The following is a 20,828-nucleotide window of genomic DNA, read 5'->3' on the forward strand; positions in this document are numbered from 1 at the left end:
CAGTAAATAATCAGTAATTAAGGTCAATTCAGCCCCATTTTCTTCATATGTAATTTCAACGCCAGCCTGTGTGTTTGCAACTGTCTTTGGCAGTACTTCAAATTTAATGTCTAACTCAGTCTGTAATTCTTTTTGAGCCAGCAGTTGAAGATTTGGGCTGGTTAAGGTCCCGACTTTTCGGCTGCGTGCAAATATTGTGGTTTTTACACCGAGTCTATGCATAGCCTGCGCCAGTTCTATGGCAATAACACCGCTGCCGATCACAGCTAATGATTTTGGCAAGTCGGGCAATTCAAATATATCATCAGAAGTAATCAGCCTCTCTTTAAGTGCTGATTTCCATTGAGGATTAAATGACGGTGTTGACCCGACTGCAAGAATAAAGGCTTTGGTTTGATAGGTCGAATGGTTGACTTGTATTGTATCGGCATTAATAAAAGAAGCATGTCCAGAAATTTTATGTGATGGGTTCCAGCTATTGACGTCTTTTAATGTGGCCGCTGTAAAACGGTCCCGTAGGGCTCTTACATGCGGCATGACGTTTATTGTATTGATTTGAGGCTCTAAGTTTAAAGCGACTTCTGCAGCATGCTGAATATCATGCATACGATTTGCAGATGATATGAGTATTTTGCTGGGCATGCAGCCTACACGAGCGCATGTGGTGTCCCAAGGGCCATCATTGATGATAATGATATTTTGAGTGTGTTTGATTGCTTCTTTATAAGCCGCAATGCCTGCCGTTCCTGCACCAATAATGATAATGTCGTACATATTGAACTCCTTGTGAATTATTAAGCTAACATCACAAAACATTTCTCATGCTTTTGTTTACATAAAGCAACAACTATGATTACATATCCACCAATAAATATTTATAACTAGTTCGAAAAATTGATGAGGGGTTTTGGGGATTTCCATGACAAAGAAACAAATTGGTTTAAAATTATCAGCTATAACTTTGGCTGTATTGCTTGCTGGCTGCGGCGGCGGTGGCAGTGACGGTTATTATAATTCAGATTCTTCTAATAATGGTTCGACTGGCAATGGCTCTGATACCGGTAATGGGCAAGAAAATACTGTTATTTCAGAGAAGTATTTCTTAGAAATACAAAGCAGTAAGCCTACTGTGGATGTAACCGGTGACGAGGTTGATGTTACTTTACGATTGGTTGATGAAAATGGAGGTGGAGTGAAAGAAAAGTCACTTAGCTTAATTTTAGATCAAGCAGTTCGTGATAAAGGTTTATCTAATAATGGGGCATCGGTAAAAATTACAGATGAAAATGGTTATGCTAGCTTCAAACTTTCTTTTAAGCCATCTGTTTCAGTAGACTTGATTAATGACTTACTTGCTAATGGCTTAAATATTTCTGCATCATATACAGATGAGAATAATTCTAAAGCTATTCAAAATTTGAATATTCGTGTTATCAATAATGGTTCAGATGCTACAACACCTGCATATAATTTGACAATGAAGTCAAATAAACAGTTATTAAGTGTTAAAGGCGGAGATGCAATTATTACCGTTCAAGCTGTTGATAATGATGGTGCAATTGCATCAGCTAAAGATGTTGTTTTAAAAATTCTAAATCCTACGGGTTCTGGCGCAATAATACTTAATAGTAAAGCTGTTACGGATACAGTGGGTATCGCTTCTTTTAATATCAGTATTCAGAATGGTCTTACCGCTTCTCAGCAAGCCGCATTGATTGATCAAGGTATCATTTTACAGGCATCAATTATTGATGCTAATGGTAATGAAACTTTACAGAATTTAGTTGTACGAGTAACGAACTCAGAAGGAACTGAAGCTACTCCAAACCTATCGTTTGGTAGAACTGCAAAATTGGCTTCAGTGAATTCAGATTTGGATTATGAGGAAACGATGTCTGTACGGGTAGTGGATAAAGATGGTAATGCAATTGATAATGAAGATTTCACAATTGAATTAAGTGTTGTCGATAAAAAGTCTGGCCACTATGTATTGGGCAAAAATTACAAAGCATCCTTTGAGATTGATAAGAAAAATATATCGGATGATATTACTGATTTAAAAACAAATCAGACAGATCTAACGGCAAGAAAAAGTGTACTGAGTGCAAAAGATCCAGCTTCGCTCACTGTCGCTGAAAGTACTGAATTGACTAGTATTAACAAATCTTTAGCGGATTTACTGAGCCAAATTAAAGAAAAAGAAAACAAACTTTTAGGACTGAATAATTATTCAATAGCTTCACGTTATCAATTCGCATGTATTGCACAGCAGAATTTAATGGATATTGCTACTGCTATTAATGGAGATGCTATTCAAACAATAAGTGGCAATCGTTATACTGCAACGACAGATAAATCGGGACAATTTAAATTTAATATTAGTTATTTTAAAACCTATGCTACTTGGCAGACTGTACGTATTAATATTAAGTCAGCTACAAATAATTTTCCTAATCTAAATGTGTCTTATGATTATCCATTGAGCTTGCTTCAGTCTGACTTTGATGCAGAAACGGTTCAACCCTTTGACATGAGTCCATATAATACAAATTCTACGCAATCACCGTGCTCGGAAAGTAAGCCTTGGGCAAATTTATTGTAAATAAAAAACAGCGCTTCGGCGCTGTTTTTTTATTGCGTGTGGGGCTTTAATAAATAATTAAATTGAAGTCCCAACACTCACGCCAACGGTGGGGCGGACATTCATAGAGCTGCAGCCGCAAACAGCAAGCGTGCAGATTACAATCAGCAGTAATTTATTCATGCAGTAAACCTTGGGCTTTAGCCTGATTGAACAGCGAAGAAGAGCGTGAGCCGCTTTTACAAACCATCAGAATGGGTTTGGGCAGCTCATTATAATATTTGGCAAACTCTGCTACGTCTGTTTGAGAAATTTTACCGCTGATCACCGGCTGGTAAATGACGCTGACATGAGATTTTTCAGCGATGCTGCGAAGCTCATTGACGGTCACTGTATTTCCCAGCTCTTGATCTGGCCGGTTAACAATCACGGATTTAAAGCCTTGCTGCTTTAACAGTGAATTGAATTTTTCAGCTGTCATCTGTCCAGCTGCGCTCGCATTATTGTTCAGGACAATGCTGTCATTTTGAGCCAGAGCCGGTACAGAAAAGAGCAGGGCTACACTGAAGAATAAGCTTGGGATGACGCGCTTAGTCATCCAGCAAATCCATTTGTTTTGCCAGCTGATACAGATTGTTTGAACGGTTGCCTGTACGGCAGAACATTAGAACTGGTTTTGGCAGTTCATTAAAATGATTGGCAAATGTCCGGACATCCAGCTCATTGATTTGACCAGCAACAACAGGCTGATATACATAATCAATGCCGGCTTCCCGAGCGGCTTCTTCAATTTGAGCACTGGTTGGCTGCTCTGGTCCGCCTTCCATATCAGGGCGGTTGTTTATAATGGATTTAAAGCCCTTTTCAACAACCTGGGTTACATGTTCAGGGGCGATTTGACCTGCAAAGCCAACATTTTCGCTCATTCTGTCACTCCTTAATTTCAAAAATACAACTATGCTTTATGATAGCATTAAGCACCGATATGCGTTTGATGTATTGAAATTTTTATAAACAATTATAACCATTCAATAATGCATGGAGTACGTATGCATGCTTATACAGTCGAACCTCTGTATGTAAAAAGCGGACAAGACGTTATTGCCGCAGATTTTTACCGGCCAAAGACGGAACATAAGTCTGGCGTAATTATTATGGCACATGGCTTAGCCTGCTTACGGCAGTTCAAGCTTGTTCAATTTGCGAAGCGGTTTGCGCAGGCGGGCTATGCAGTTGTGCTTTTTGATTACCGTTATTGGGGCGGCAGCACAGGACGCCCGCGGGAGCTGGTTTCAATTCAAGCGCAGCTGGAAGACTGGCGAACCATGCTGATGCATGTCGCGCAGCGAAAATCGATAGACAGCCGGAAAATTGTGCTGTGGGGCATTTCCTTAAGCGCGGGCTATGTTTTAGATATTGCTTCAGAAAATAAAAACATTCAGGCTGTAATCGCCTTAAATCCTTTTGTTGATGGGGCGGAGAGCGCCAAGCAATATCCGCTGGCGCTGCTGCCGAAAGCTTTAAAAATTTCCAGCCAGGATTATATGGGGGCTAAAGTCGCGATGCTTCCCCGAACACTGCCTGTGGTGGCTGAATCTGATCAGGAACTGTGCTTTGTCGCCGCTGCTGATGCATATCAAGGCTATCAATCCATCCTGCATCCTGATTGCTATTGGAGCGGTGAAATTCCTGCACGGGTTTTTTTTAATTTAATCCGTTACCGGCCGATTCAAAACCTCAGGCGGATTGCCGTCCCAGTTTTATATATAGCATCGCGGCAGGACAGCATTGTGCCTTTGGAAATCAGCCGGGAAGCGGCGACCAATATTGCGCCTTATGTCGATTATAATGAGTGGGAAATGCAGCATTTTGATATTTATCATGGAAAATGGTTTGAAAAAGCGGTCGCTGTTCAATTAGACTTTTTAAATAAGCATATTGGAGATGGCTAAATGATTGTTGTTTGCCCGAACTGTGGCGCTAAGAACCGTGTGCCTGAAGATAAACTTTCAGCAAGCCCTGCATGCGGACAATGCCATCAAAATTTAATTCCGCTTGCGCCGATAGAATTAAATGAACAGAATTTCAGCAGCTATATCACCAGCAGTGATTTGCCTATTTTGATAGATTTATGGGCAGAATGGTGCGGTCCTTGTAAAATGATGGCGCCGCATTTCGCTCAGGCAGCAAAGCAGTATCCGAATGTAGTCTTTGCCAAGATCAACACGGAAGAGAATCCGCGCCTGAGCAGCGCTTTTAACGTTCGCAGCATTCCTACACTGGTTCTAATGAATAAAACCAATGAAATTGCTAGAATAAGCGGTGCGTTGCGATCCAGCGAACTGCAGCAGTGGCTGGATCAACAATTAACTGCCCATCAATAATCAGGGCTTGGAGTTCAAGTGTCAGATTCTCATGTAAAACCGGAGGGAACGCTTTCCCTTCAAACCATCGCAATGCCTGCAGATACTAACTGGAGCGGCGATGTCTTTGGCGGATGGATTGTGTCACAGATGGATTTGGCGGGTGCAATTCACGCTGAACGTTTCAGCAAAGGGCGCTGCGCGACAATTTCTATTAATCAAATGACATTTTTAGTGCCGGTGAAAGTCGGTGATGTCATCAGCTGCTATACAAAGATTTTGAAAGTCGGAAATACCTCAATTCAAATGCAAATTGAAGTGTGGGATAGCCATGACAGTTCACGTGACCCCATCCGTGTGACTGAAGGCGTATTTACCTTTGTTGCCGTTGATGTCAAAGGCGCTAAGCGTCAGATTCCAGATGAAGCAAAAGAAAAGTTTGCAGCTAAAATCGCTTAAATGACTTGTACAGCAATAAAAAAAGCCAGTGAGTAAACTGGCTTTTTTTATTGCTGTATTTATATTCTGTCTATTCAGCAAACAATGATTTTGCCTTCAATCAGAACATGGTATTGCTGTTGGCGCTTTCAGCAGGAACATCTTGCTGCACATCCCAGTGTTCTACAATTTTGCCATTTTCAAGACGGAAAATATCAACAATAGCAGTGCCTTGATCTTGCGCATGCTCTGTCGAATGCACATGCAAAAAGACCAGATCGCCTTCGGCAGCGGCCCGTTTAATGATGCTTTTCGCTTCTGGATGGTCCTTAAAGTGCTGGGTAAAGAAGTTCACAAAAGGCGCTTTTCCATCGGGCACATGTGGATTATGCTGAATATATTGAGCGCCAATATAGCGGTCTGCATAGCTTTTCACCTGATGCTTTAAAAATACGCCTTCATAGAAGTCGATCACAATTTGTTTATTCTGTTCAGCTTTTGCCTGAGCGGTATTTGCTGCTGATGCTGCTGTATTTGAAATAGGATTTTGACTGCATGCAGAAAAAAGCAGGATAGAAACGAGCAAGGCGGATGCCAAGATTATTTTTTTCATGAGGATGTTCGATATGTTTGGAATATCCAGCTATGCTGAGCTGCCGCTTGATTTCAATCTAGAAGCATTGTGTTTTATTCGAGTGCTATTACAGTAAAAATAAAACTTACCTAAAGGTAAGTTTTATTTACATTTTTATAAAAACCCGCTAAGCATTTACGGCTTTGATTTTTGCAAATGCGACTTTGATACCCAAGCCCAAAGCATTTCGCATTTTACCGGCGCTTCACCGGATTCATCGCTGATGATTACGGACACCAGAGTTTCGCCTTTATCTGTGCTTTGCATCAGCTGCTGCTGCTCCGCTGTCAATTCAGCAACCGCTTTCATGGCGCCTTTGCTGGGGCGCTTAAAATCAGCTTTTATGCTTTTAATCAGCACAATAGCGCTGTCCGGCACATTCATCGCTGTGACAAAACCGGTTGCCGTTTCTGCAATCAGCAGCATGGCGCAGGCATGGACTTGCCCGATATGGTTTTGCATGGCTTTATGATTGGCAAGACTGACCTTGACCAGTGATGGCGTCACTTGTTCATAGCGGATTTTGGCTGTGCCGACCATGGGCACAATGCGCCCAAAGGCTTTGGACCATAGCGCAGTGCGGATGCCCTGCGGAAATTTAGATGTGGTTTGCACCAGTCTGGATAAGCGGTTGCGCTGCGCCATGTGTCCCTCTGCTTGGCAGAGTTCTCTGCCTTAATCTTTAAAATTGTTGAACTGTAACGGCACGCCAAATTGCTGTTCTTTTAGGAACGCCATAATTTGCTGCAATGTATCGCGTTTTTTATCCGTTACTCGGATTTTATCGCCTTGAATAGAAGACTGCACTTTAATGCCGCTTTCTTTAATGGCTTTATTAATTTTTTTTGCAGTATCGGAGTCAAGTCCATCTTTCAGTTTAATCACTTGAATGACATTTTTACCTGAAGCGGTCATTTTTTGCGGGTCAAGCGCTTGGATATCGACTTTACGCTTAAAGAAATGTCCTTCCAGCATGCTGTATACTTGTTCGCACTGGAAATCACTTTCTGTAGAAATTTTGATTTCTTTGTTTTTTTCATTCAGTTCAATCGAAACATCCTGACCGCGGAAGTCAAAACGGGTCGCGATTTCTTTTTGAGTATTCTGAACTGCATGATTTACTTCAAAAACTTCTAATTCTGAAACAATATCAAAAGATGGCATGGATTAGACCTTTACAAATGGAAAGAATATCTGAGATGCTAGGGATGTTTTCTTCATTTGCCAAGTGTTGTTTACATCAAAGGAGTGCACAATGATCCGTAAGCAAGAAATTACAACATTTGAGTTCCCAGAAAATGCGATTATCTGGGATGTACGCGATTCAAATGCTTATTCTGAAGCACATGTTAAAGGCGCTGTGAACCAGCCAATTAGCGGTCTTTCAGAAAGCAGCCTAACTCAGGTGTCGACGGATCAGCCCATTTACATTTTATGTGGTGGCGGAAGCAAAGCGCCACGTGCAGCTGAGAAATTAGAGGGTTTTGACAGCTCACGTGAATATGTCATTTTAATGGGCGGCACACGCGCCGCTCGTGATGCAGGCTTGCCCCTAGAGCAGGGCAGCTGAGGAAAAAGCGCCGCAAGGCGCTTTTTTATGGCCTATCAAAAAAAAGCAGCGCAATCATTCATGCCGATGATTACAGCTCGGATTTAAAATAAGGCTTCTTGGCTTTAATCTTTTTCTGAAAACGCTGCGCACTCAGTTTTTTCAGCAATACTGATGGAATCGGGCAGGCTTCTCCCAAGACTTGCGCCGCGATAACTTCACTGCATAAAGGCGCGTAGAGGAATCCTTTCGAACCTAAGCCGGCAAAAGTATAAATTTCCTGATCATTCTGCATTTTTCCCAGCACAGGGAAGTAATCCTGAGTTTGCGCGCGCACAGATGCCCGCCCTTGCCAAGTGTCGGGTGCTGGCAGAGATTGCGCATAGGCAGGAAAAACACTGTGGATAAGTTCGTAGTTATGCACATGGTCTTCCAGCAGCACCGCATCATCACTGCGGTTTGGATAAAATGATGCGCCCAGAATCAAATGTTCTGCATCCAGCTGCATGCAGTAGCCGCCATAGCTGTAAGCGGTATCTTGCGGGAGTGGCTGCGCTGTATTGCTGACCCAGCTGACTTGCCCGCGGATGGGCTTCAGGGCAGGATATTGCGTGAAGAACTGAGCGCTGTGACGGGCGGCGCAGACAATAGCATGATCGTAGTCTCCTAAACGCTGATCCGCCTGAAAGAGCGCAATAGGAGCGGCAGCCTGTAAAGAGCATGCCGGCTGAATTTGCGTAATTTCGGCTTGCCGAAATTGAATCAGCGGATGCCGCAGGATTTGATCACGCAATTGGTGCGGATATACCGCGCCAGCCAGCTTTAAATTTAAGCTGGGATAAGGGGAGGCAAAACTGCTTTCTTGCGCTGTTTCTGCCTGCAGAATGCCTAGCGGATACTGTGCAGCTAAATCTAGCAGCTCTTCCGCTTTTTTCAGCGCCAATTGGCGGACTTGAATGGGCCGGAAGGCTGTAAATTTGGCATAGTGCCGCAGGGCATATTGCCATGTCAGAGTCATCAGATGATCTGCGCTTTGCGCGATGGGACAGAGCTTCGGATTTAAAAGCGCGAGAGGATTGCCTGATCCGCCCGCCAAAGGCGCTGACTGGTCATAGAGGGTGATCTGATGGCCGCGCTGAGCAAAAGCCCAGGCGCAGCTTAGGCCTGCGATACCCGCGCCCACGATCGCAATGCGGCGCTGTTTAAAAACAGGCTGAGCGTTTAACTGAGTTTTTTTTTGAGCGTTGGCTTCATCTGCCGGCTGGCTATCCGTTTCAGGCGGAAGCCAAATACCTTTCAGCATTTCACGCTTATGAGCAAAACCGCGCGGACGCGTAATGCTGATGCCATGCTGTTTTAAGCCGCGCTTCAGCACGCCTGCGACACTGAATGATGAAAACGTGGTGCCGATGCCCGACAGGTACACAATGTTGCTGAGCACATTTTCTTCCCACATATCCGGATTGCAGGCTGGTGCAAAACCATCCAGAAACCATGCATTGATTTGCTGGGTACGCTCCATGGCAGGGAAAACGTCATGCGCATCGCCCAGCCAAAGATCAAGAGCAAAGCGCTCATCTGGAAAATTTAAACGGTGGCAGCCTGCAATCGGCAGCGGATACTGCTCAATCAGCTGCTGCGCCAAAGGCTGCAGTTCAGGCCATGCATTCAGGGCCCGGATTAAATCGGCTTTAGACAGCGGAAATTTTTCGACTGAAACCGCATGCAGCCGGCTGTGATTGTCTGGACGCACCTGCTGCCACAGCTGCCACAGCGCCAAAATATTCAGCCCTGTGCCAAAGCCGGTTTCACCGACACTGAAGTATTCAAAATCCTGCAGCTGCGCGAGCCGTTCAGGCAAATCATTGCCGTTTAAAAACACATGGCGTGTTTCTTGCAAGCCATTGTCTTTGGAAAAATAGGTATCGCCAAATTGTTTAGAGAGAGGGATCTCTATACTGTCGATAATTTTCCATTCGAGATCGGCAGTTTGAATTGCATCAGCCACGGCTCAGCCTTTTACATGGTTACAGGTACAAAAATGAGAGCTTGCAGCGGCTTACCATTGACGGCGGCGCTTGGTGTAGACATAGCTGGCGATCAAAAATCCCAGCAATACGCCGACCGCAATAGTGGCTGCGCCATACAGGAACATCTGCGCGCTGCGTTCACTTTGCAGCACCTGCACTTGAACGCCCAGATTATCATTTTTCAGCTGCAGTTCCTGATTTTGCGATAAGGCTTCTAAATTGGCTTTTTCCAGCTGCTGCAGGCGCGAGTGCTGATCTTTGACCAGCGCTTTAATTTTGGCATCCTGCAAGACTTTATTCTTTGCCAATTGTTCAGCGGTTAAGGGTTTTTCTTCCGCCAATAACGCATTGGGGTTGCCGGCTGCGGAAACAGGCAGAATTTTAGGTTTATTCGCCGGCAGCGGTGTTGAAGTCGTTGCTTGCGCAGCAGGGGCTACAGCAGGAGCAGGAGAGGGTTCAACCGCCCATACAGTGGTACAAAGAATTGAGAGGCCCAGTAAGCTGGAAACAACGGCGCGCATGTCACTTATCCTTTAGGAAAGGCTTTGTTGAAAGGTTTTACGTCAATATGGCCGTAAACCCCTTCTTTAAGGAACGGTTCTTCTTGAAGCCAGTCATCCAAAGCTTCGCGAGAATCAAAATCGACAATAATTGTACTGCCGTAAAACCCGGCTGCTGGATTGCTAGGATCTTTTGGCATTGCGCCAGCAACGACTAAGCGGCCTTCATCATCCAGTTTTTGCAGGCGTTCCAAATGCTGCGGGCGCACTGCAAGGCGTTTTTCAACTGTACCTTCATTATCTGTACATGTTACAACGAAAAATGGCATGTGATTTCTCTAAATTTTACCGAAAGTTTTATTCAGAAGTCTTAAAGTATTTACGCAAGACAATAAACTGAATAATGATAAAGGAAAACATCACGATCATGTCACCAAATGCGGTGAATTCGCCCCAATATTTTCCGCCGGCATATAAATAGGCAAAGAAAACATGCAAACTGGACATGACGACAAACATGGCCGCCCATGCATAGTTCAGCTTGATCCAGCCACGGTCGGTTAAATCCAGCACTGGGCCAAATAAGCGCTTAATCAGCGGCTTTTTATCTTTACCGAACCATGGTGACAGCAGGAATGCGCCCGCAAAGACCAGATTAAGCAAAACAGCTTTTAAACGGATATAAAAGTCATCGCTGAGCATTAAGGTAATGCCGCCAAAAATAACGGTCATAAACAGCACAATCCATTGCTGCTTATCTAAGCGGAATTTCTGAATAAAGAACAAAGCGCCGTAAACCACAAGCATGGAAATGATCAGGCCAGTGGTTGCGACAAGAATATTATTATTATCGACACCGCCGGCAGAGCCGATCAATTGCAGCAAGGGATGATCAGTATCTTTGGGGTCTACAGTTTTATATAAATAAAAGAAAATAATGAGTGGCACAAAGTCTAAAAGTGCTTTCATGTTAGAGTATCTGGTATCTGATCAAATAAATGACATAGTATAAGTGATGCACGGCGTAGATTTACATACACACAGTAATATTTCTGATGGAACTTTGTCTCCAGAACAGCTGGTGCGTGCGGCCAAAGAAATTGGCATTCATACCCTTGCTCTGACTGATCACGATACGATGGATGGCTTAACCCAAGCTGAAGATATTGCTGAAGAAGTAGGCATTACGCTTGTTTCCGGCGTTGAAATTTCCAGCCAATGGTCGCGCCCTGCGACCAAAAAGAGCTATGGCGTGCATATTGTGGCGCTGAATATGCAAAATCCAGCACCGCTTTTGGCGCTGTTAGAACAGCAAAAGCAAATTCGGGCAATCCGCGCCAAACAGATCTGTGATTTATTGATCCCATTGATTGGTGAGGATATTTATGCTGATGTCATTGCAAAAGTTGACGGCATTCCAGACCGGGTGACCCGAACCCATATTGCTAAAGTCTTGGTTGAAAAAGGCTATGTCAGCCGCCCGCAGCAGGCTTTTGACAAATACATAAAAGAAGGCAAAAAGGCTTATGTTAAATTTGATGGCCTGGGGCTGGAAGAAACTATTCAAGTGATTCATGCCAGCAGCGGTTTTGCCGTGCTGGCGCATCCGACCCGTTATGATTTATCCGCGACCAATATTCGCTATCTGATCGAAATCTTTGCTCAATTCGGCGGCGATGCTGTTGAGTTGCCGCCGGCGGTGGAGCCGCTGGGAACACGGCAAATGGTGGACCGCATGATTGCGGAACATGGATTGAAAGTATCAGTCGGCAGTGATTTTCATGGCGGCAACATGCCGTGGATTAAATTAGGGAACATTCCCCGTGTAAATGAGGGGCAAACAGGCATTTGGGAAAGTTTTCGTTGATTTTTGATACCCTAAACCCTCCTTTATAAAGGAGGGTTTTTCCTCCCTGAATGAGTTTCAAGCATTGCTTTAAAACGAAATGCAAGAAAGGGAGGCGCAGAGGGATTATAGAAGATTATTGTCCTGTGCCTGAATCGGCGGCGGTGTCGGTTTGCCCAGTGTACCCAGCAATTCAATTTCAATGGTGCGGACCATGGAATCCAGCGGCAAGTCATTGCTTTGCGTGCCGAAAGGCTCTTCAATTTCTGAGCTGAGCGCATCCAATCCTAAAAAGGTATAGGCCAGAATACCGACCAGCAGCGGGGTGGCTAAACCTAAAGTCGAACCCAAGCTGAACGGCAGCATAAAGCAGAAAAAATACACCGTGCGGTTCAGTAGCACTGAATAGGCGAAGGGCAGCGGCGTGGTCGCAATGCGGTCACAGCCTGTTTGCACCATGCTGAGCTCCATCACATGCTGATTCATTTGCGCATAAATAATGTCTGAAATCTCGCCGTCCTTGAGGGACTGCATCAGTTCCCATTGAATCAGGCTCAGGGTGTATTGCGGGGCATTGGCCTGCTGATACAGCTGTGTCAGGGCTTGCTGGCTCATGCCGCTGGTCTGCACCAGCTCTGTTGGATTGGCAGTTTGATGGCGCAGGCGGTCACGGAGCACATTAGCAAAGACAATGACATGCTGAATGACCCGTTCACGGCGGCCTTGGCTGAGCATGCGGCAGTCGCGGTCAAAATGGCGTGAATTCGCAATTAAAATTCCCCACAGGCGGCGGGCTTCCCACCAGCGGTCATAGCAGGCAGTGTTTTTAAAGCCTAAAAAAATAGACAGCACGACGCCAATCAGTGTAAAGCCGACCAGCGGCAATTCAGGGAAATGGAAAATATTGATATAGGACAGCCCGCCAATCACGGCAGACAGCAGCATGACAAAGCCTAACGGAGGCAAAACTTTGGGCAAAATTGTACCGCGCCATGAAAACAGCAGCTTAAATATACTGGGTTGGTCACGCACAATCATGTGATAAATATCTTTATAAATTATTTGGACTGATCTTCATGTCTGCTCAGGCCTTTGTCAATATATGATTTATATAGAATTCAGCGGGCTGATCAGGCGGTGTTCGGCAAAGGAAAAATGGCCCTCTGCGGAAATAATGCAATGATCAATCAAGCGGATTTCCAGCAGGCTGCAGGCGCGCTGAATCTGCTGGGTCAGATCAAGGTCCGCAGTCGAAGGCTCGGCTTTGCCAAAAGGATGATTATGCGCGATTACAACCGCACTGGCATGCTGCTGTATGGCATAGCGCAGCAGCTGATTGATAGAAATTTCACAGCTGTTGATTGATCCGAAAAACAGTTTTTTAAAGTTTATCTTTCTTAAATGTGCATCAAGGCACAGCACGCCAAAGACCTCCTGAGTTTCTGCTAAAAACTCAAAACGCAGGAAATTCATCAGCTGAACCGAGGTATCCAGCTGCAGTGAGGTTTGGCTGAATTGATGCGCAATATAGCGTTTTCCAAGTTCTTTCACTGCCATCAGCTGTGCGTACTTGGTCGCGCCGATGCCATGAAATTGGCTTAAATCTTCAAGCTTGGCATCCAGAATAGGGCTGAGGCTGCCGAAATGCTGAATCAGCAAGCGCGCCAATTCAACGGCAGAATGCTGCTGAGAACCGGACCTTAAAAAGATCGCCAGCAGTTCTGCATCAGATAAACTTTGTGCGCCTTGGCGCAGCAGGCGCTCACGCGGGCGCTCTTGTTCTGGCCAATGTTTAATTGAGAAATTCATGATTTTTAGACTTTTTTATTATCAGTATCGTGGGTTTTTCCACGTTGAATCTTGGGTAAGGGCATATTTAATGCTATTGTGAGCGCCACTGCAACAGATAGGTAGCCTGTTCGTGAGTTTTGATTTAAGTGTAATTCCAAACAAAAATATTATTGTGGCTGTTACGGGCGGTATTGCTGCCTATAAGAGCGCTATTTTAGTCCGCCGCTTAAAAGACGCAGGTTTTGATGTGCGTGTGGTGATGACGGCAGGCGCGCAGGCCTTTATTACACCGCTGACTTTTCAGGCGCTTTCAGGCAATTCAGTGCATACTGAACTGCTGGACCCAGAAGCCGAAGCCGGCATGGGGCACATTGAGCTGGCGCGCTGGGCGGATTTAGTGCTGGTGGCACCGGCAAGCTGCGACACCTTGGCGAAATTTGCTGCAGGTTTGGCAGATGATTTGCTGTCGACTTTGTATTTAGCGACCAAAGCGCCGGTATGGGTTGCGCCTGCAATGAACCAGCAAATGTGGGCCGCCAAGGCGACACAGCGCAATTTGAACACGCTGATTGAAGACGGCGTGCATGTGATTATGCCGGATGCGGGTTCACAGGCTTGCGGTGATGTCGGTTTAGGCCGGATGCCTGAACCTGAAGATCTTGCACAGCAAGTGACAGAATATTTCCACCGCGCGCAGCGTGCAATTGCGGAAAAATTTGGCCAGCTGGCAGGCAAGCATGTGGTGATTACCGCTGGCCCGACGCGTGAGTCCATTGACCCGGTACGCTATATTTCCAACCACAGCACGGGCAAGATGGGCTTTGCTTTAGCCGCAGCCTGCTATGCTGCGGGCGCAAAAGTAAGCTTGATTGCAGGGCCCGTCAGCTTAGATACGCCAAATGGTGTGCGCCGTATCAATGTCAAATCTGCCATGCAGATGCTGGAACAGAGCATGGATCAGCTGGAGAAAGGCTGTGATATCTTTATTGCCACGGCGGCGGTTGCTGATTACCGCGTGGCGCAGGTGGCGGAACATAAAATTAAAAAAGCCGGCGATGAGCTGCATGTCGCGCTGGTGAAAAACCCGGATATTGTGGCCACAATTGCGCAGCAGGAAAAGCGCCCGTTTATGGTGGGATTTGCTGCAGAAACCCGCAATATAGAAGAATATGCTGCGGGCAAGCTGGTGGCGAAAAAGCTGGATATGATTGCCTGCAATGATGTATCGCGTCCGGATATCGGATTCGCTTCCGATGAAAATGCCATGATTGTGTTCTTTGCCGAACAGTATCACCTGCCGCAGCGCGATTTGGAAAAAGCCTCGAAGCAGGAGATTGCGCAGCAGCTGGTTGAAGCCATTCATGATGCGCTCCACTATGATCCGCGGGACGCAGATCTGGATTAAGCCGCGTTTATATTGAAAACTGAAGCCTTTAACCAAAATGCAGCGATTCCGTTGCATTTTTTATGCATTTTCATCTATGTTTAATGCTGAGTATGCAAGATTAAAAAACCAATACATCCGCCTAGCCACAGGTTTAAACGATCTTAAAAAGGACATCCATATGATCAAAAAAACTTTAGCCACAGCCATGTTTTCTGTACTGCTGTCATTCAGCAGCATGAGTTTTGCCGATACGCTTGAGCATAATATGCAGGCGCTGGGTAAAAATTTTAAAGCCTTTAATAAAGCCGGCAATCAGCAGGATGCGCAAAAGGCGCTGGATCAGATGAGATCAGCGGCTATGGATGCAAAAAAAGTAAAACTGAAAACCAAAGATGCCAAAGCGCCGAGTTCAGATATGCTGTTTGATCAATTGGTGGCAGAAATTGATAAGACCAGCGCTTTGGTGAAGGCCGGACAATTGGATCAGGCCAAAGCGCAAGGCAAAAACATTGCAGCCGTTAAAGACCGAGGGCATGCAATTTACAATAAGCAGTAAGGCTGTACAGCAGCTGAATTCATCCGTATAAAATAAGATGAAGCTTCATTGTAGAAGTGCAGATGATTTCCTGAGGCATTCAATTCAAAATTAAAAAAGCCAGCGGATGAATCCGCTGGCTTTTTTTCTTGCAGTGCAATAATTACAGTGAAGATTGATATTCCTGCGCTTCATCTTCTGCACGGCGCAGGGTGGCCTTCATGTTGAGAATGGCATTTTCAATATCTTTTAATGTTTTTGCATTGCCGCCGCTGAGCGCCTGACGCCATTTGCGTGCGCCTGGCAAATTCTGAAACAGGCCTAAAATATGGCGGGTGATAATCGACAGCGGAGCGCCTTCAGCCACGCGCTGAGCAATGTACGGCATCATCTGATCTAAAAGATCAAAGCGGTCCGGCGCTTCTAAATGCCACAATTGGTCCAATTCTGCCAGCAGATAGGGATTATGATATGCCTCTCGGCCAATCATTACGCCGTCGACATGCTGCAGGTGCTGTTGGGTTTCAGCAAAAGTTTTAATGCCGCCGTTAATTTCAATCATTAAGTGTGGACGATCCTGCTTTAAGCGGTAAACGTCTTCATAGCGCAGGGGCGGAACATCACGGTTTTCTTTGGGGGATAAACCTTTTAACAGGGCAATCCGCGCATGCACAATAAAATTGTCACAGCCGGTTTTCGCTACAGTATCCACAAAGTGCAGCATCTCTTCATAGGACTGCATCTCATCAATGCCGATACGGTGTTTTACGGTGACTGGAATATTTACAGCATTGCGCATTTCGGCAATACACTCAGCCACGAGATCCGGCTCTGCCATTAAGCAGGCGCCAATTTTATTGTTCTGCACGCGGTCGCTTGGGCAGCCGACGTTTAAATTCACTTCATCATAGCCCCAGTCCTGTGCCATTTGCGTACAGGTGGCTAAGTCTTTTGGGCTTGAACCGCCCAGCTGCAGTACAATGGGGTGCTCTTCTTGATTGAAATCCAAATGGCGTTTGGCATCGCCAAATAAAATTGCACCAGTTGTCACCATTTCGGTATACAAAATTACGTTGGGATTAAACAGGCGTGCAAAAAAGCGGTAATCTTTGGTGGTCCAATCCATCATCGGGGCGACACTGATGCGCGGTTGAAGTTTATTTTCAATGGCCGTGAGATTCATCATTAAAAATTACGCCTCGATTAAACAGAAAAAATAGGATTGGCTGAGCCTGAAGAAGAGAATGCGATTCAAGAGGAACAGAAAAGCCTGTTCAAAATCGGAGGCCATACTATCATAAAATCATCATTTTTTTCCCAGTTTTATTGCCGGCTTATTCTCTCAAGCTCTGCGCTCATACTGGACTGAGTTTGCTTGCAATTATTCTTACTGGAGTCATAAGCTTAGCAAGCGATTGATTATATGGGTTTCATTTACACACCTTAGAGCAAGGTTTTTCTTTTCATCTTAATCTTTTATAATTTAAGCCGCTTTATTTTTTGCCTTTGCAATTTCACCTCCCGAGATTTATGCCTTTATTTTATAACTGCCTGAAAGAGCGCCAGTTCTGCTTTTTGATTGAATATTTGCCTGCGGTAAAGCCGGCTGTTCCGGCATGTTCTGAGCTTGCCGGTTTCCCTGCATTTATGACTTTGGCTGACCGGGTTCAGTCGGATGATGACCTTGCGCCTTTAGATGCGGCGGTACATTTTCCAGAAGCAGATCCGCTGCTGCACTATTCCGGTAAAGGGCGGGATATTGCAGAATTTGAAACTTTTTTAGAGCAGGCGAAGGCAAAAGGGCACAGCAGCCTGCTGCTGCTGAGTGGAGATAAGCTGAAAAAGCACAATGACGGGGCTGAAAACGCTGCGCTGCGCAGCCGTTATTTAGAGTCCGTGAATATGGTGATGGCGGCCCGCCGTGATCCGTTCTTTAACATTGGCGTGGCGTTTAATCCGTTTAAATATGCGCAGGCTGAACGTGATGCGCAGTATTTTAAATTGCAAAAAAAGCTCAAAGCGGGTGCGGATTATATCATTACGCAGTTGGGTTGCGATTTAGATGCTTTGAAGCTTGCCAAGCAATTCTTGGATGAAAAACACTATCGGCCGCCCATTTTAGCCTGCGTTATGCCTTTAACTTTTTCCCGGGCTAAATTCATGGCGCGTCAAAAAGTCGCCGGTATTGTGCTGACCCCACATGTGCTGCAATTGCTGGAACAAGAGCATGTACAGGATAAGCATCTGGCAGAATGCAAGGTATACGAACGCTGCGCTTTGCAGATTTTAATTTGCCGGCATCTGGGTTTTGCCGGTGTGCATTTGTCAGCGTGCCACAAGGCTGATGAGCAGCAAAAACTGACAGAAGCATTGTTCCGCCTGCAAAGCCTAAGCTTGAATGAATGCGAACAGCGCTGGCAGGCATTGTGGCAGCTGGAAACAGGGAAGGAGCTGCAGCCTGAAGTAAATAGTGTGAACCATGCTGCGCCCATTTCTCATGTAATGAAATATAAGCAAATGCATGCCATGCATGAACTCATGTTCAGTTCAAGAATTGCCAAAGGCGTGGGCAGTTTAATTTTTAATGCAAAACTGTGGAACAGGCCTCTTGCGGAAGAAGCGCTGCTGAAAACGGAATTTATCAGCAAGCACAGTGTGGTGGGCTGTGAAAGCTGCGGTCAATGCAGGCTTGGAGAAACGCTGTATATTTGCCCTGAAACCTGTCCCAAAGGCTTAGCCAATGGGCCTTGCGGCGGAACGCATTTAGACCGCTGTGAATTTGGTGACCGTGAATGCATTCACTCAGTCAAAGCCCGATTGGCGAAAGCTGTTCATCAAACCGATATTCTGAAAATGGAATTGATTCCAAGCGTAGCAATTGAAACCCGCAATACCAGCTCTTGGAAAAATTGGTTTAAAACGCAGGCTTAAGCGGCGCTGCTGATTCAGCGCGGTATTCGGGTGCCGTTTTAATTGAGTAAGTCCTGCATTTGCATTGAAAGTTGACTCAATGCGCCATTTTAAAATCAGATGGATATCCGTCTGAAATAAGTGCATAACAATGAATAAATTATTAATATTCTTAAAGATGGATCTTAAAAATTATAAATCTATACAGCTGAAAATAAGGGATGGATATGTATAAAGCTTTTTGTGGGATTGGTCTGGCGGCCTGTCTTATTTTTACATCAGGATGTTCTGTGGTGATGGTAAGCAAGCAGCCGACCAAGAAAAATACACAGATGATTCAGCAAGGTATATCCAGAAACATGGTGGTGGCCGAGTTTGGCGCGCCAGTGACCTCTGAATATAAAAATGGAAAACGCTACGAAATTTACACATTTACTCAAGGTTACTCGACAGCAAGCAAAATTGGGCGCGCTTTTTGGCATGGGGCGGCAGATGTTGCTACGGTTGGCTTATGGGAGCTGATCGGCACTCCCGCAGAAACCGTTTTTAATGGTAAAAAAATGTCCTATGAATTGGTTTTTGATGAAAAGGACCAGCTGGAAAGCTATCAGCATTTAATCATGGAAACGCCAAATTAAGCGGCCTGCTGGTGACAAATACCCTTAACCGAGATACTGAAAACAGCCGCATTAAAGGCTGTTTTTTTTTGATCAAGCCACTTAGAGAGGAGATCAGCGTTTTGAGCGGAAGGTGGAATTATTACGCAGTCTTCGGTGCCAAAATCCATTGATTCGGACTTGTTTTCGAATTTGAAAAGTGCTTAAATTTAATTGAACAATTGTTCAGTAAATTGCATAAAAGAGTAAAGTATTTAATGTCCCGTGCCGATCAAGCTCAAGAAACCAAACAAAAATTGCTGGATGCAGCGCTTGCGCTGTTTGCGGAACAAGGCTACAGCAAAACGTCTATTCGCGCCTTGGCGCGCCGGGCAGGGCTGTCGGACGGTATTTTGTACCATCATTTCCCTGACGGAAAGCAGGAAATATTTTCTGTGCTGATGGCGCAAGGCGTGCAGCAGGCGCTGTCAGTGTTGAACAAGGTGAATCATGATTTAGAACAGGCGCCGTTGGCCGATGTGCTGAATACGCTCTGCGAAATGAGTGTGGCGCTGTTTTCCAAGCATCGTGAACTGCTGAAAATTATGATGCGTGAAAGCGAAAATATGCAGCTGAATGAAATTCATATGATCAGCGCACTGTTTGAAACCCGCGAGCATTGGCTGGCGGATTTATTGGCGCAGCGCCATGAACAGGGGAATGTCCGGCTGATGGATTTCAGCCTGGCCGCGCAGCAATTTATGGCTTTGAATTTACAGTATGGTCTGGCTGGGCTGTTTAACCTGAATATCGGCTGCGATATGGCCAGCCCTGAAACCCGCGCGCAAATGATTGCCCAGACTGTAATGCTGTGGTCGCCAGCAGGCTAAAAAATTTAAGTATTGATTGAACGAATGTTCAATTAAAATTGGAGCTGAATATGTATTTTGGACATTTTGCAGTCGGTATGGCGCTGAAAGCCAAATATCGCGATGTGCCTTTGGTGCCGATTATTTTAGGTGCAGGCTTTTTGGATGTAATTAACGGCACTTTAGTGGCGCTCGGCATTGAAAAGGTGACGCCGAATTTGCAGGCCTTGCCGTATTTGTATTTTGATTTGACGTTCATTGACTGGGATCATTCCCTGCTGATGGCAGTCATTTGGTCATTGTTCTGGGGCGCATTTTTCCTTAAAGATAAGCGGATTGCGGCTGTAGCGGCGTTGTCCTGCTTCTTGCATTTTGCTGCAGATCTGCCTATGCATAATGTAGACATGGCGCTGTATCCTTATGCACAGCAATACTTAGGTTTAGGGCTATGGGGGAAATGGGGCGTTTGGTCTTGGGTCTTTGAAATCGGTTTTGCTGCCGCTTTATTGGCTTATGCCTATGTACAGCATGCCAAAGCAGGAGAGAACATTGCTTGGCAGCTGTGCTTTATCGGGCTGCTTGCACTGCAAATGTCGCCGTGGACGTCACCGATGAAGCATGTGGCCATGCTGGCAGAACCTTATGCTTCTGTGGTTCATGGCCTCTTGGTCGCCGTGGGTTTTATTGTGCCGACGGTGATTCTGGCTTGGCTGTATAAAAGAAGTGACCGCTTAAAAAGCGCTTAATCTAAAAGTAGAAGCCTCATCAATGGTAGGCTTCTGCGGAATAAGTTTTACTC

General features: G+C 45.3%; 25 protein-coding genes. 12 read left to right on the forward strand and 13 right to left on the reverse strand.

Going from position 1 to position 20,828, the window contains the following annotated elements; translation table 11 throughout:
* Positions 1–774: FAD-dependent oxidoreductase (locus AZH43_RS11165; protein ID WP_148660148.1), on the reverse strand; the 774-nt coding region annotated here is incomplete at its 3' end.
* A gap of 145 nt (positions 775–919) precedes the next feature.
* Here AZH43_RS11165 and AZH43_RS11170 point away from each other — a divergent pair.
* Positions 920–2,602 (forward strand): hypothetical protein, encoded by a 1,683-nt coding sequence (locus tag AZH43_RS11170; RefSeq protein ID WP_067669682.1) that lies wholly within the window; start codon positions 920–922, stop codon positions 2,600–2,602.
* A 154-nt stretch (positions 2,603–2,756) separates the two neighbouring features.
* On the opposite strand, the gene AZH43_RS11175 is transcribed toward AZH43_RS11170, so the two are convergent.
* Entirely contained in the window at positions 2,757–3,179 is a 423-nt protein-coding gene (locus tag AZH43_RS11175) for a beta-lactamase hydrolase domain-containing protein (protein ID WP_067669687.1), read from the reverse strand.
* Positions 3,172–3,507: a TIGR01244 family sulfur transferase gene (locus AZH43_RS11180; RefSeq protein ID WP_067669691.1), complete on the reverse strand. Its 336-nt coding sequence runs from the start codon at positions 3,505–3,507 to the stop codon at positions 3,172–3,174. Before AZH43_RS11180 ends, AZH43_RS11175 begins: the two co-directional genes overlap by 8 nt.
* Before the next feature lie 123 nt (positions 3,508–3,630).
* On the opposite strand from AZH43_RS11180, the gene AZH43_RS11185 reads away from it, so the two are divergent.
* The 3 genes from AZH43_RS11185 (at position 3,631) to AZH43_RS11195 (ending at position 5,403) form a co-directional block, all read left to right on the forward strand.
* Positions 3,631–4,533, forward strand: coding sequence for an alpha/beta hydrolase (locus tag AZH43_RS11185; RefSeq protein WP_067669693.1), 903 nt, complete (start codon positions 3,631–3,633; stop codon positions 4,531–4,533).
* Positions 4,534–4,965: a thioredoxin TrxC gene (trxC, locus tag AZH43_RS11190; RefSeq protein WP_067669695.1), complete on the forward strand. Its 432-nt coding sequence runs from the start codon at positions 4,534–4,536 to the stop codon at positions 4,963–4,965.
* 72 nt (positions 4,966–5,037) lie between these two features.
* Positions 5,038–5,403, forward strand: coding sequence for an acyl-CoA thioesterase (locus AZH43_RS11195; RefSeq protein WP_406564621.1), 366 nt, complete (start codon positions 5,038–5,040; stop codon positions 5,401–5,403).
* 100 nt (positions 5,404–5,503) lie between these two features.
* On the opposite strand, the gene AZH43_RS11200 is transcribed toward AZH43_RS11195, so the two are convergent.
* The 3 genes from AZH43_RS11200 to AZH43_RS11210 all read right to left on the reverse strand — a co-directional run bounded on the left by AZH43_RS11200 (position 5,504) and on the right by AZH43_RS11210 (position 7,180).
* A complete protein-coding gene (locus AZH43_RS11200) occupies positions 5,504–5,995 on the reverse strand; it encodes a nuclear transport factor 2 family protein (protein ID WP_067669699.1) in 492 nt (163 codons plus the stop codon).
* Positions 5,996–6,151: 156 nt separating this feature from the next.
* The gene (locus tag AZH43_RS11205; RefSeq protein ID WP_067669701.1) at positions 6,152–6,661 is read right to left on the reverse strand and encodes a DUF4442 domain-containing protein; all 510 of its coding nucleotides are present in this window, start codon (positions 6,659–6,661) and stop codon (positions 6,152–6,154) included.
* A 30-nt stretch (positions 6,662–6,691) separates the two neighbouring features.
* Positions 6,692–7,180, reverse strand: coding sequence for a YajQ family cyclic di-GMP-binding protein (locus AZH43_RS11210; RefSeq protein WP_067669703.1), 489 nt, complete (start codon positions 7,178–7,180; stop codon positions 6,692–6,694).
* Between the two features lie 91 nt (positions 7,181–7,271).
* Here AZH43_RS11210 and AZH43_RS11215 point away from each other — a divergent pair, with 91 nt between their 5' ends.
* A complete protein-coding gene (locus tag AZH43_RS11215; RefSeq protein ID WP_067669705.1) occupies positions 7,272–7,586 on the forward strand; it encodes a rhodanese-like domain-containing protein in 315 nt (104 codons plus the stop codon).
* A 70-nt stretch (positions 7,587–7,656) separates the two neighbouring features.
* Here the strand turns inward: AZH43_RS11215 and mnmC are convergent, their stop codons facing one another.
* Genes mnmC through AZH43_RS11235 form a run of 4 tightly spaced genes read right to left on the reverse strand, consistent with a single transcriptional unit; the run spans position 7,657 to position 11,064 of the window.
* Positions 7,657–9,573 carry an FAD-dependent 5-carboxymethylaminomethyl-2-thiouridine(34) oxidoreductase MnmC gene (gene mnmC, locus AZH43_RS11220; protein WP_067669707.1) on the reverse strand — a complete coding sequence of 639 codons (1,917 nt, stop codon included), beginning with the start codon at positions 9,571–9,573 and terminating at the stop codon, positions 7,657–7,659.
* A gap of 51 nt (positions 9,574–9,624) precedes the next feature.
* Entirely contained in the window at positions 9,625–10,116 is a 492-nt protein-coding gene (locus tag AZH43_RS11225) for a hypothetical protein (RefSeq protein WP_067669709.1), read from the reverse strand.
* Positions 10,117–10,121: 5 nt separating this feature from the next.
* Positions 10,122–10,424 carry a YciI family protein gene (locus AZH43_RS11230; RefSeq protein WP_067669711.1) on the reverse strand — a complete coding sequence of 101 codons (303 nt, stop codon included), beginning with the start codon at positions 10,422–10,424 and terminating at the stop codon, positions 10,122–10,124.
* A 28-nt stretch (positions 10,425–10,452) separates the two neighbouring features.
* Positions 10,453–11,064 carry an inner membrane-spanning protein YciB gene (locus AZH43_RS11235; RefSeq protein WP_067669716.1) on the reverse strand — a complete coding sequence of 204 codons (612 nt, stop codon included), beginning with the start codon at positions 11,062–11,064 and terminating at the stop codon, positions 10,453–10,455.
* Between the two features lie 46 nt (positions 11,065–11,110).
* On the opposite strand from AZH43_RS11235, the gene AZH43_RS11240 reads away from it, so the two are divergent.
* Positions 11,111–11,962: a PHP domain-containing protein gene (locus AZH43_RS11240; protein WP_067669718.1), complete on the forward strand. Its 852-nt coding sequence runs from the start codon at positions 11,111–11,113 to the stop codon at positions 11,960–11,962.
* 105 nt (positions 11,963–12,067) lie between these two features.
* Here the strand turns inward: AZH43_RS11240 and AZH43_RS11245 are convergent, their stop codons facing one another.
* Both AZH43_RS11245 and radC read right to left on the reverse strand, forming a co-directional pair.
* Complete coding sequence (locus AZH43_RS11245) at positions 12,068–12,979, reverse strand: bestrophin family protein (RefSeq protein WP_067669720.1); 912 nt, start codon at positions 12,977–12,979, stop codon at positions 12,068–12,070.
* Between the two features lie 69 nt (positions 12,980–13,048).
* Positions 13,049–13,750, reverse strand: coding sequence for a RadC family protein (radC, locus tag AZH43_RS11250; RefSeq protein ID WP_067669722.1), 702 nt, complete (start codon positions 13,748–13,750; stop codon positions 13,049–13,051).
* A 112-nt stretch (positions 13,751–13,862) separates the two neighbouring features.
* On the opposite strand from radC, the gene coaBC reads away from it, so the two are divergent.
* On the forward strand, positions 13,863–15,137 hold the full coding sequence (coaBC, locus tag AZH43_RS11255; protein WP_067669724.1) for a bifunctional phosphopantothenoylcysteine decarboxylase/phosphopantothenate--cysteine ligase CoaBC: 1,275 nt from the start codon (positions 13,863–13,865) through the stop codon (positions 15,135–15,137).
* A gap of 160 nt (positions 15,138–15,297) precedes the next feature.
* Positions 15,298–15,675: a cytochrome b562 gene (locus AZH43_RS11260; protein ID WP_067669847.1), complete on the forward strand. Its 378-nt coding sequence runs from the start codon at positions 15,298–15,300 to the stop codon at positions 15,673–15,675.
* 142 nt (positions 15,676–15,817) lie between these two features.
* On the opposite strand, the gene dusA is transcribed toward AZH43_RS11260, so the two are convergent.
* Positions 15,818–16,840, reverse strand: a complete 1,023-nt coding sequence (gene dusA / locus AZH43_RS11265) for a tRNA dihydrouridine(20/20a) synthase DusA (RefSeq protein ID WP_067669725.1) — start codon at positions 16,838–16,840, stop codon at positions 15,818–15,820.
* Positions 16,841–17,184: 344 nt separating this feature from the next.
* On the opposite strand from dusA, the gene AZH43_RS11270 reads away from it, so the two are divergent.
* The 4 genes from AZH43_RS11270 (at position 17,185) to AZH43_RS11285 (ending at position 20,775) form a co-directional block, all read left to right on the forward strand.
* Positions 17,185–18,585 (forward strand): methylenetetrahydrofolate reductase C-terminal domain-containing protein, encoded by a 1,401-nt coding sequence (locus tag AZH43_RS11270; protein WP_067669728.1) that lies wholly within the window; start codon positions 17,185–17,187, stop codon positions 18,583–18,585.
* A gap of 206 nt (positions 18,586–18,791) precedes the next feature.
* On the forward strand, positions 18,792–19,202 hold the full coding sequence (locus AZH43_RS11275; RefSeq protein ID WP_067669730.1) for a hypothetical protein: 411 nt from the start codon (positions 18,792–18,794) through the stop codon (positions 19,200–19,202).
* Between the two features lie 236 nt (positions 19,203–19,438).
* Positions 19,439–20,050: a TetR/AcrR family transcriptional regulator gene (locus tag AZH43_RS11280; RefSeq protein ID WP_067669732.1), complete on the forward strand. Its 612-nt coding sequence runs from the start codon at positions 19,439–19,441 to the stop codon at positions 20,048–20,050.
* 50 nt (positions 20,051–20,100) lie between these two features.
* On the forward strand, positions 20,101–20,775 hold the full coding sequence (locus AZH43_RS11285; protein WP_067669734.1) for a hypothetical protein: 675 nt from the start codon (positions 20,101–20,103) through the stop codon (positions 20,773–20,775).
* The last annotated feature ends 53 nt before the right edge of the window (positions 20,776–20,828 follow it).

The sequence above is a fragment of the Acinetobacter pragensis genome, from assembly GCF_001605895.1.
Lineage (GTDB): Bacteria > Pseudomonadota > Gammaproteobacteria > Pseudomonadales > Moraxellaceae > Acinetobacter > Acinetobacter pragensis.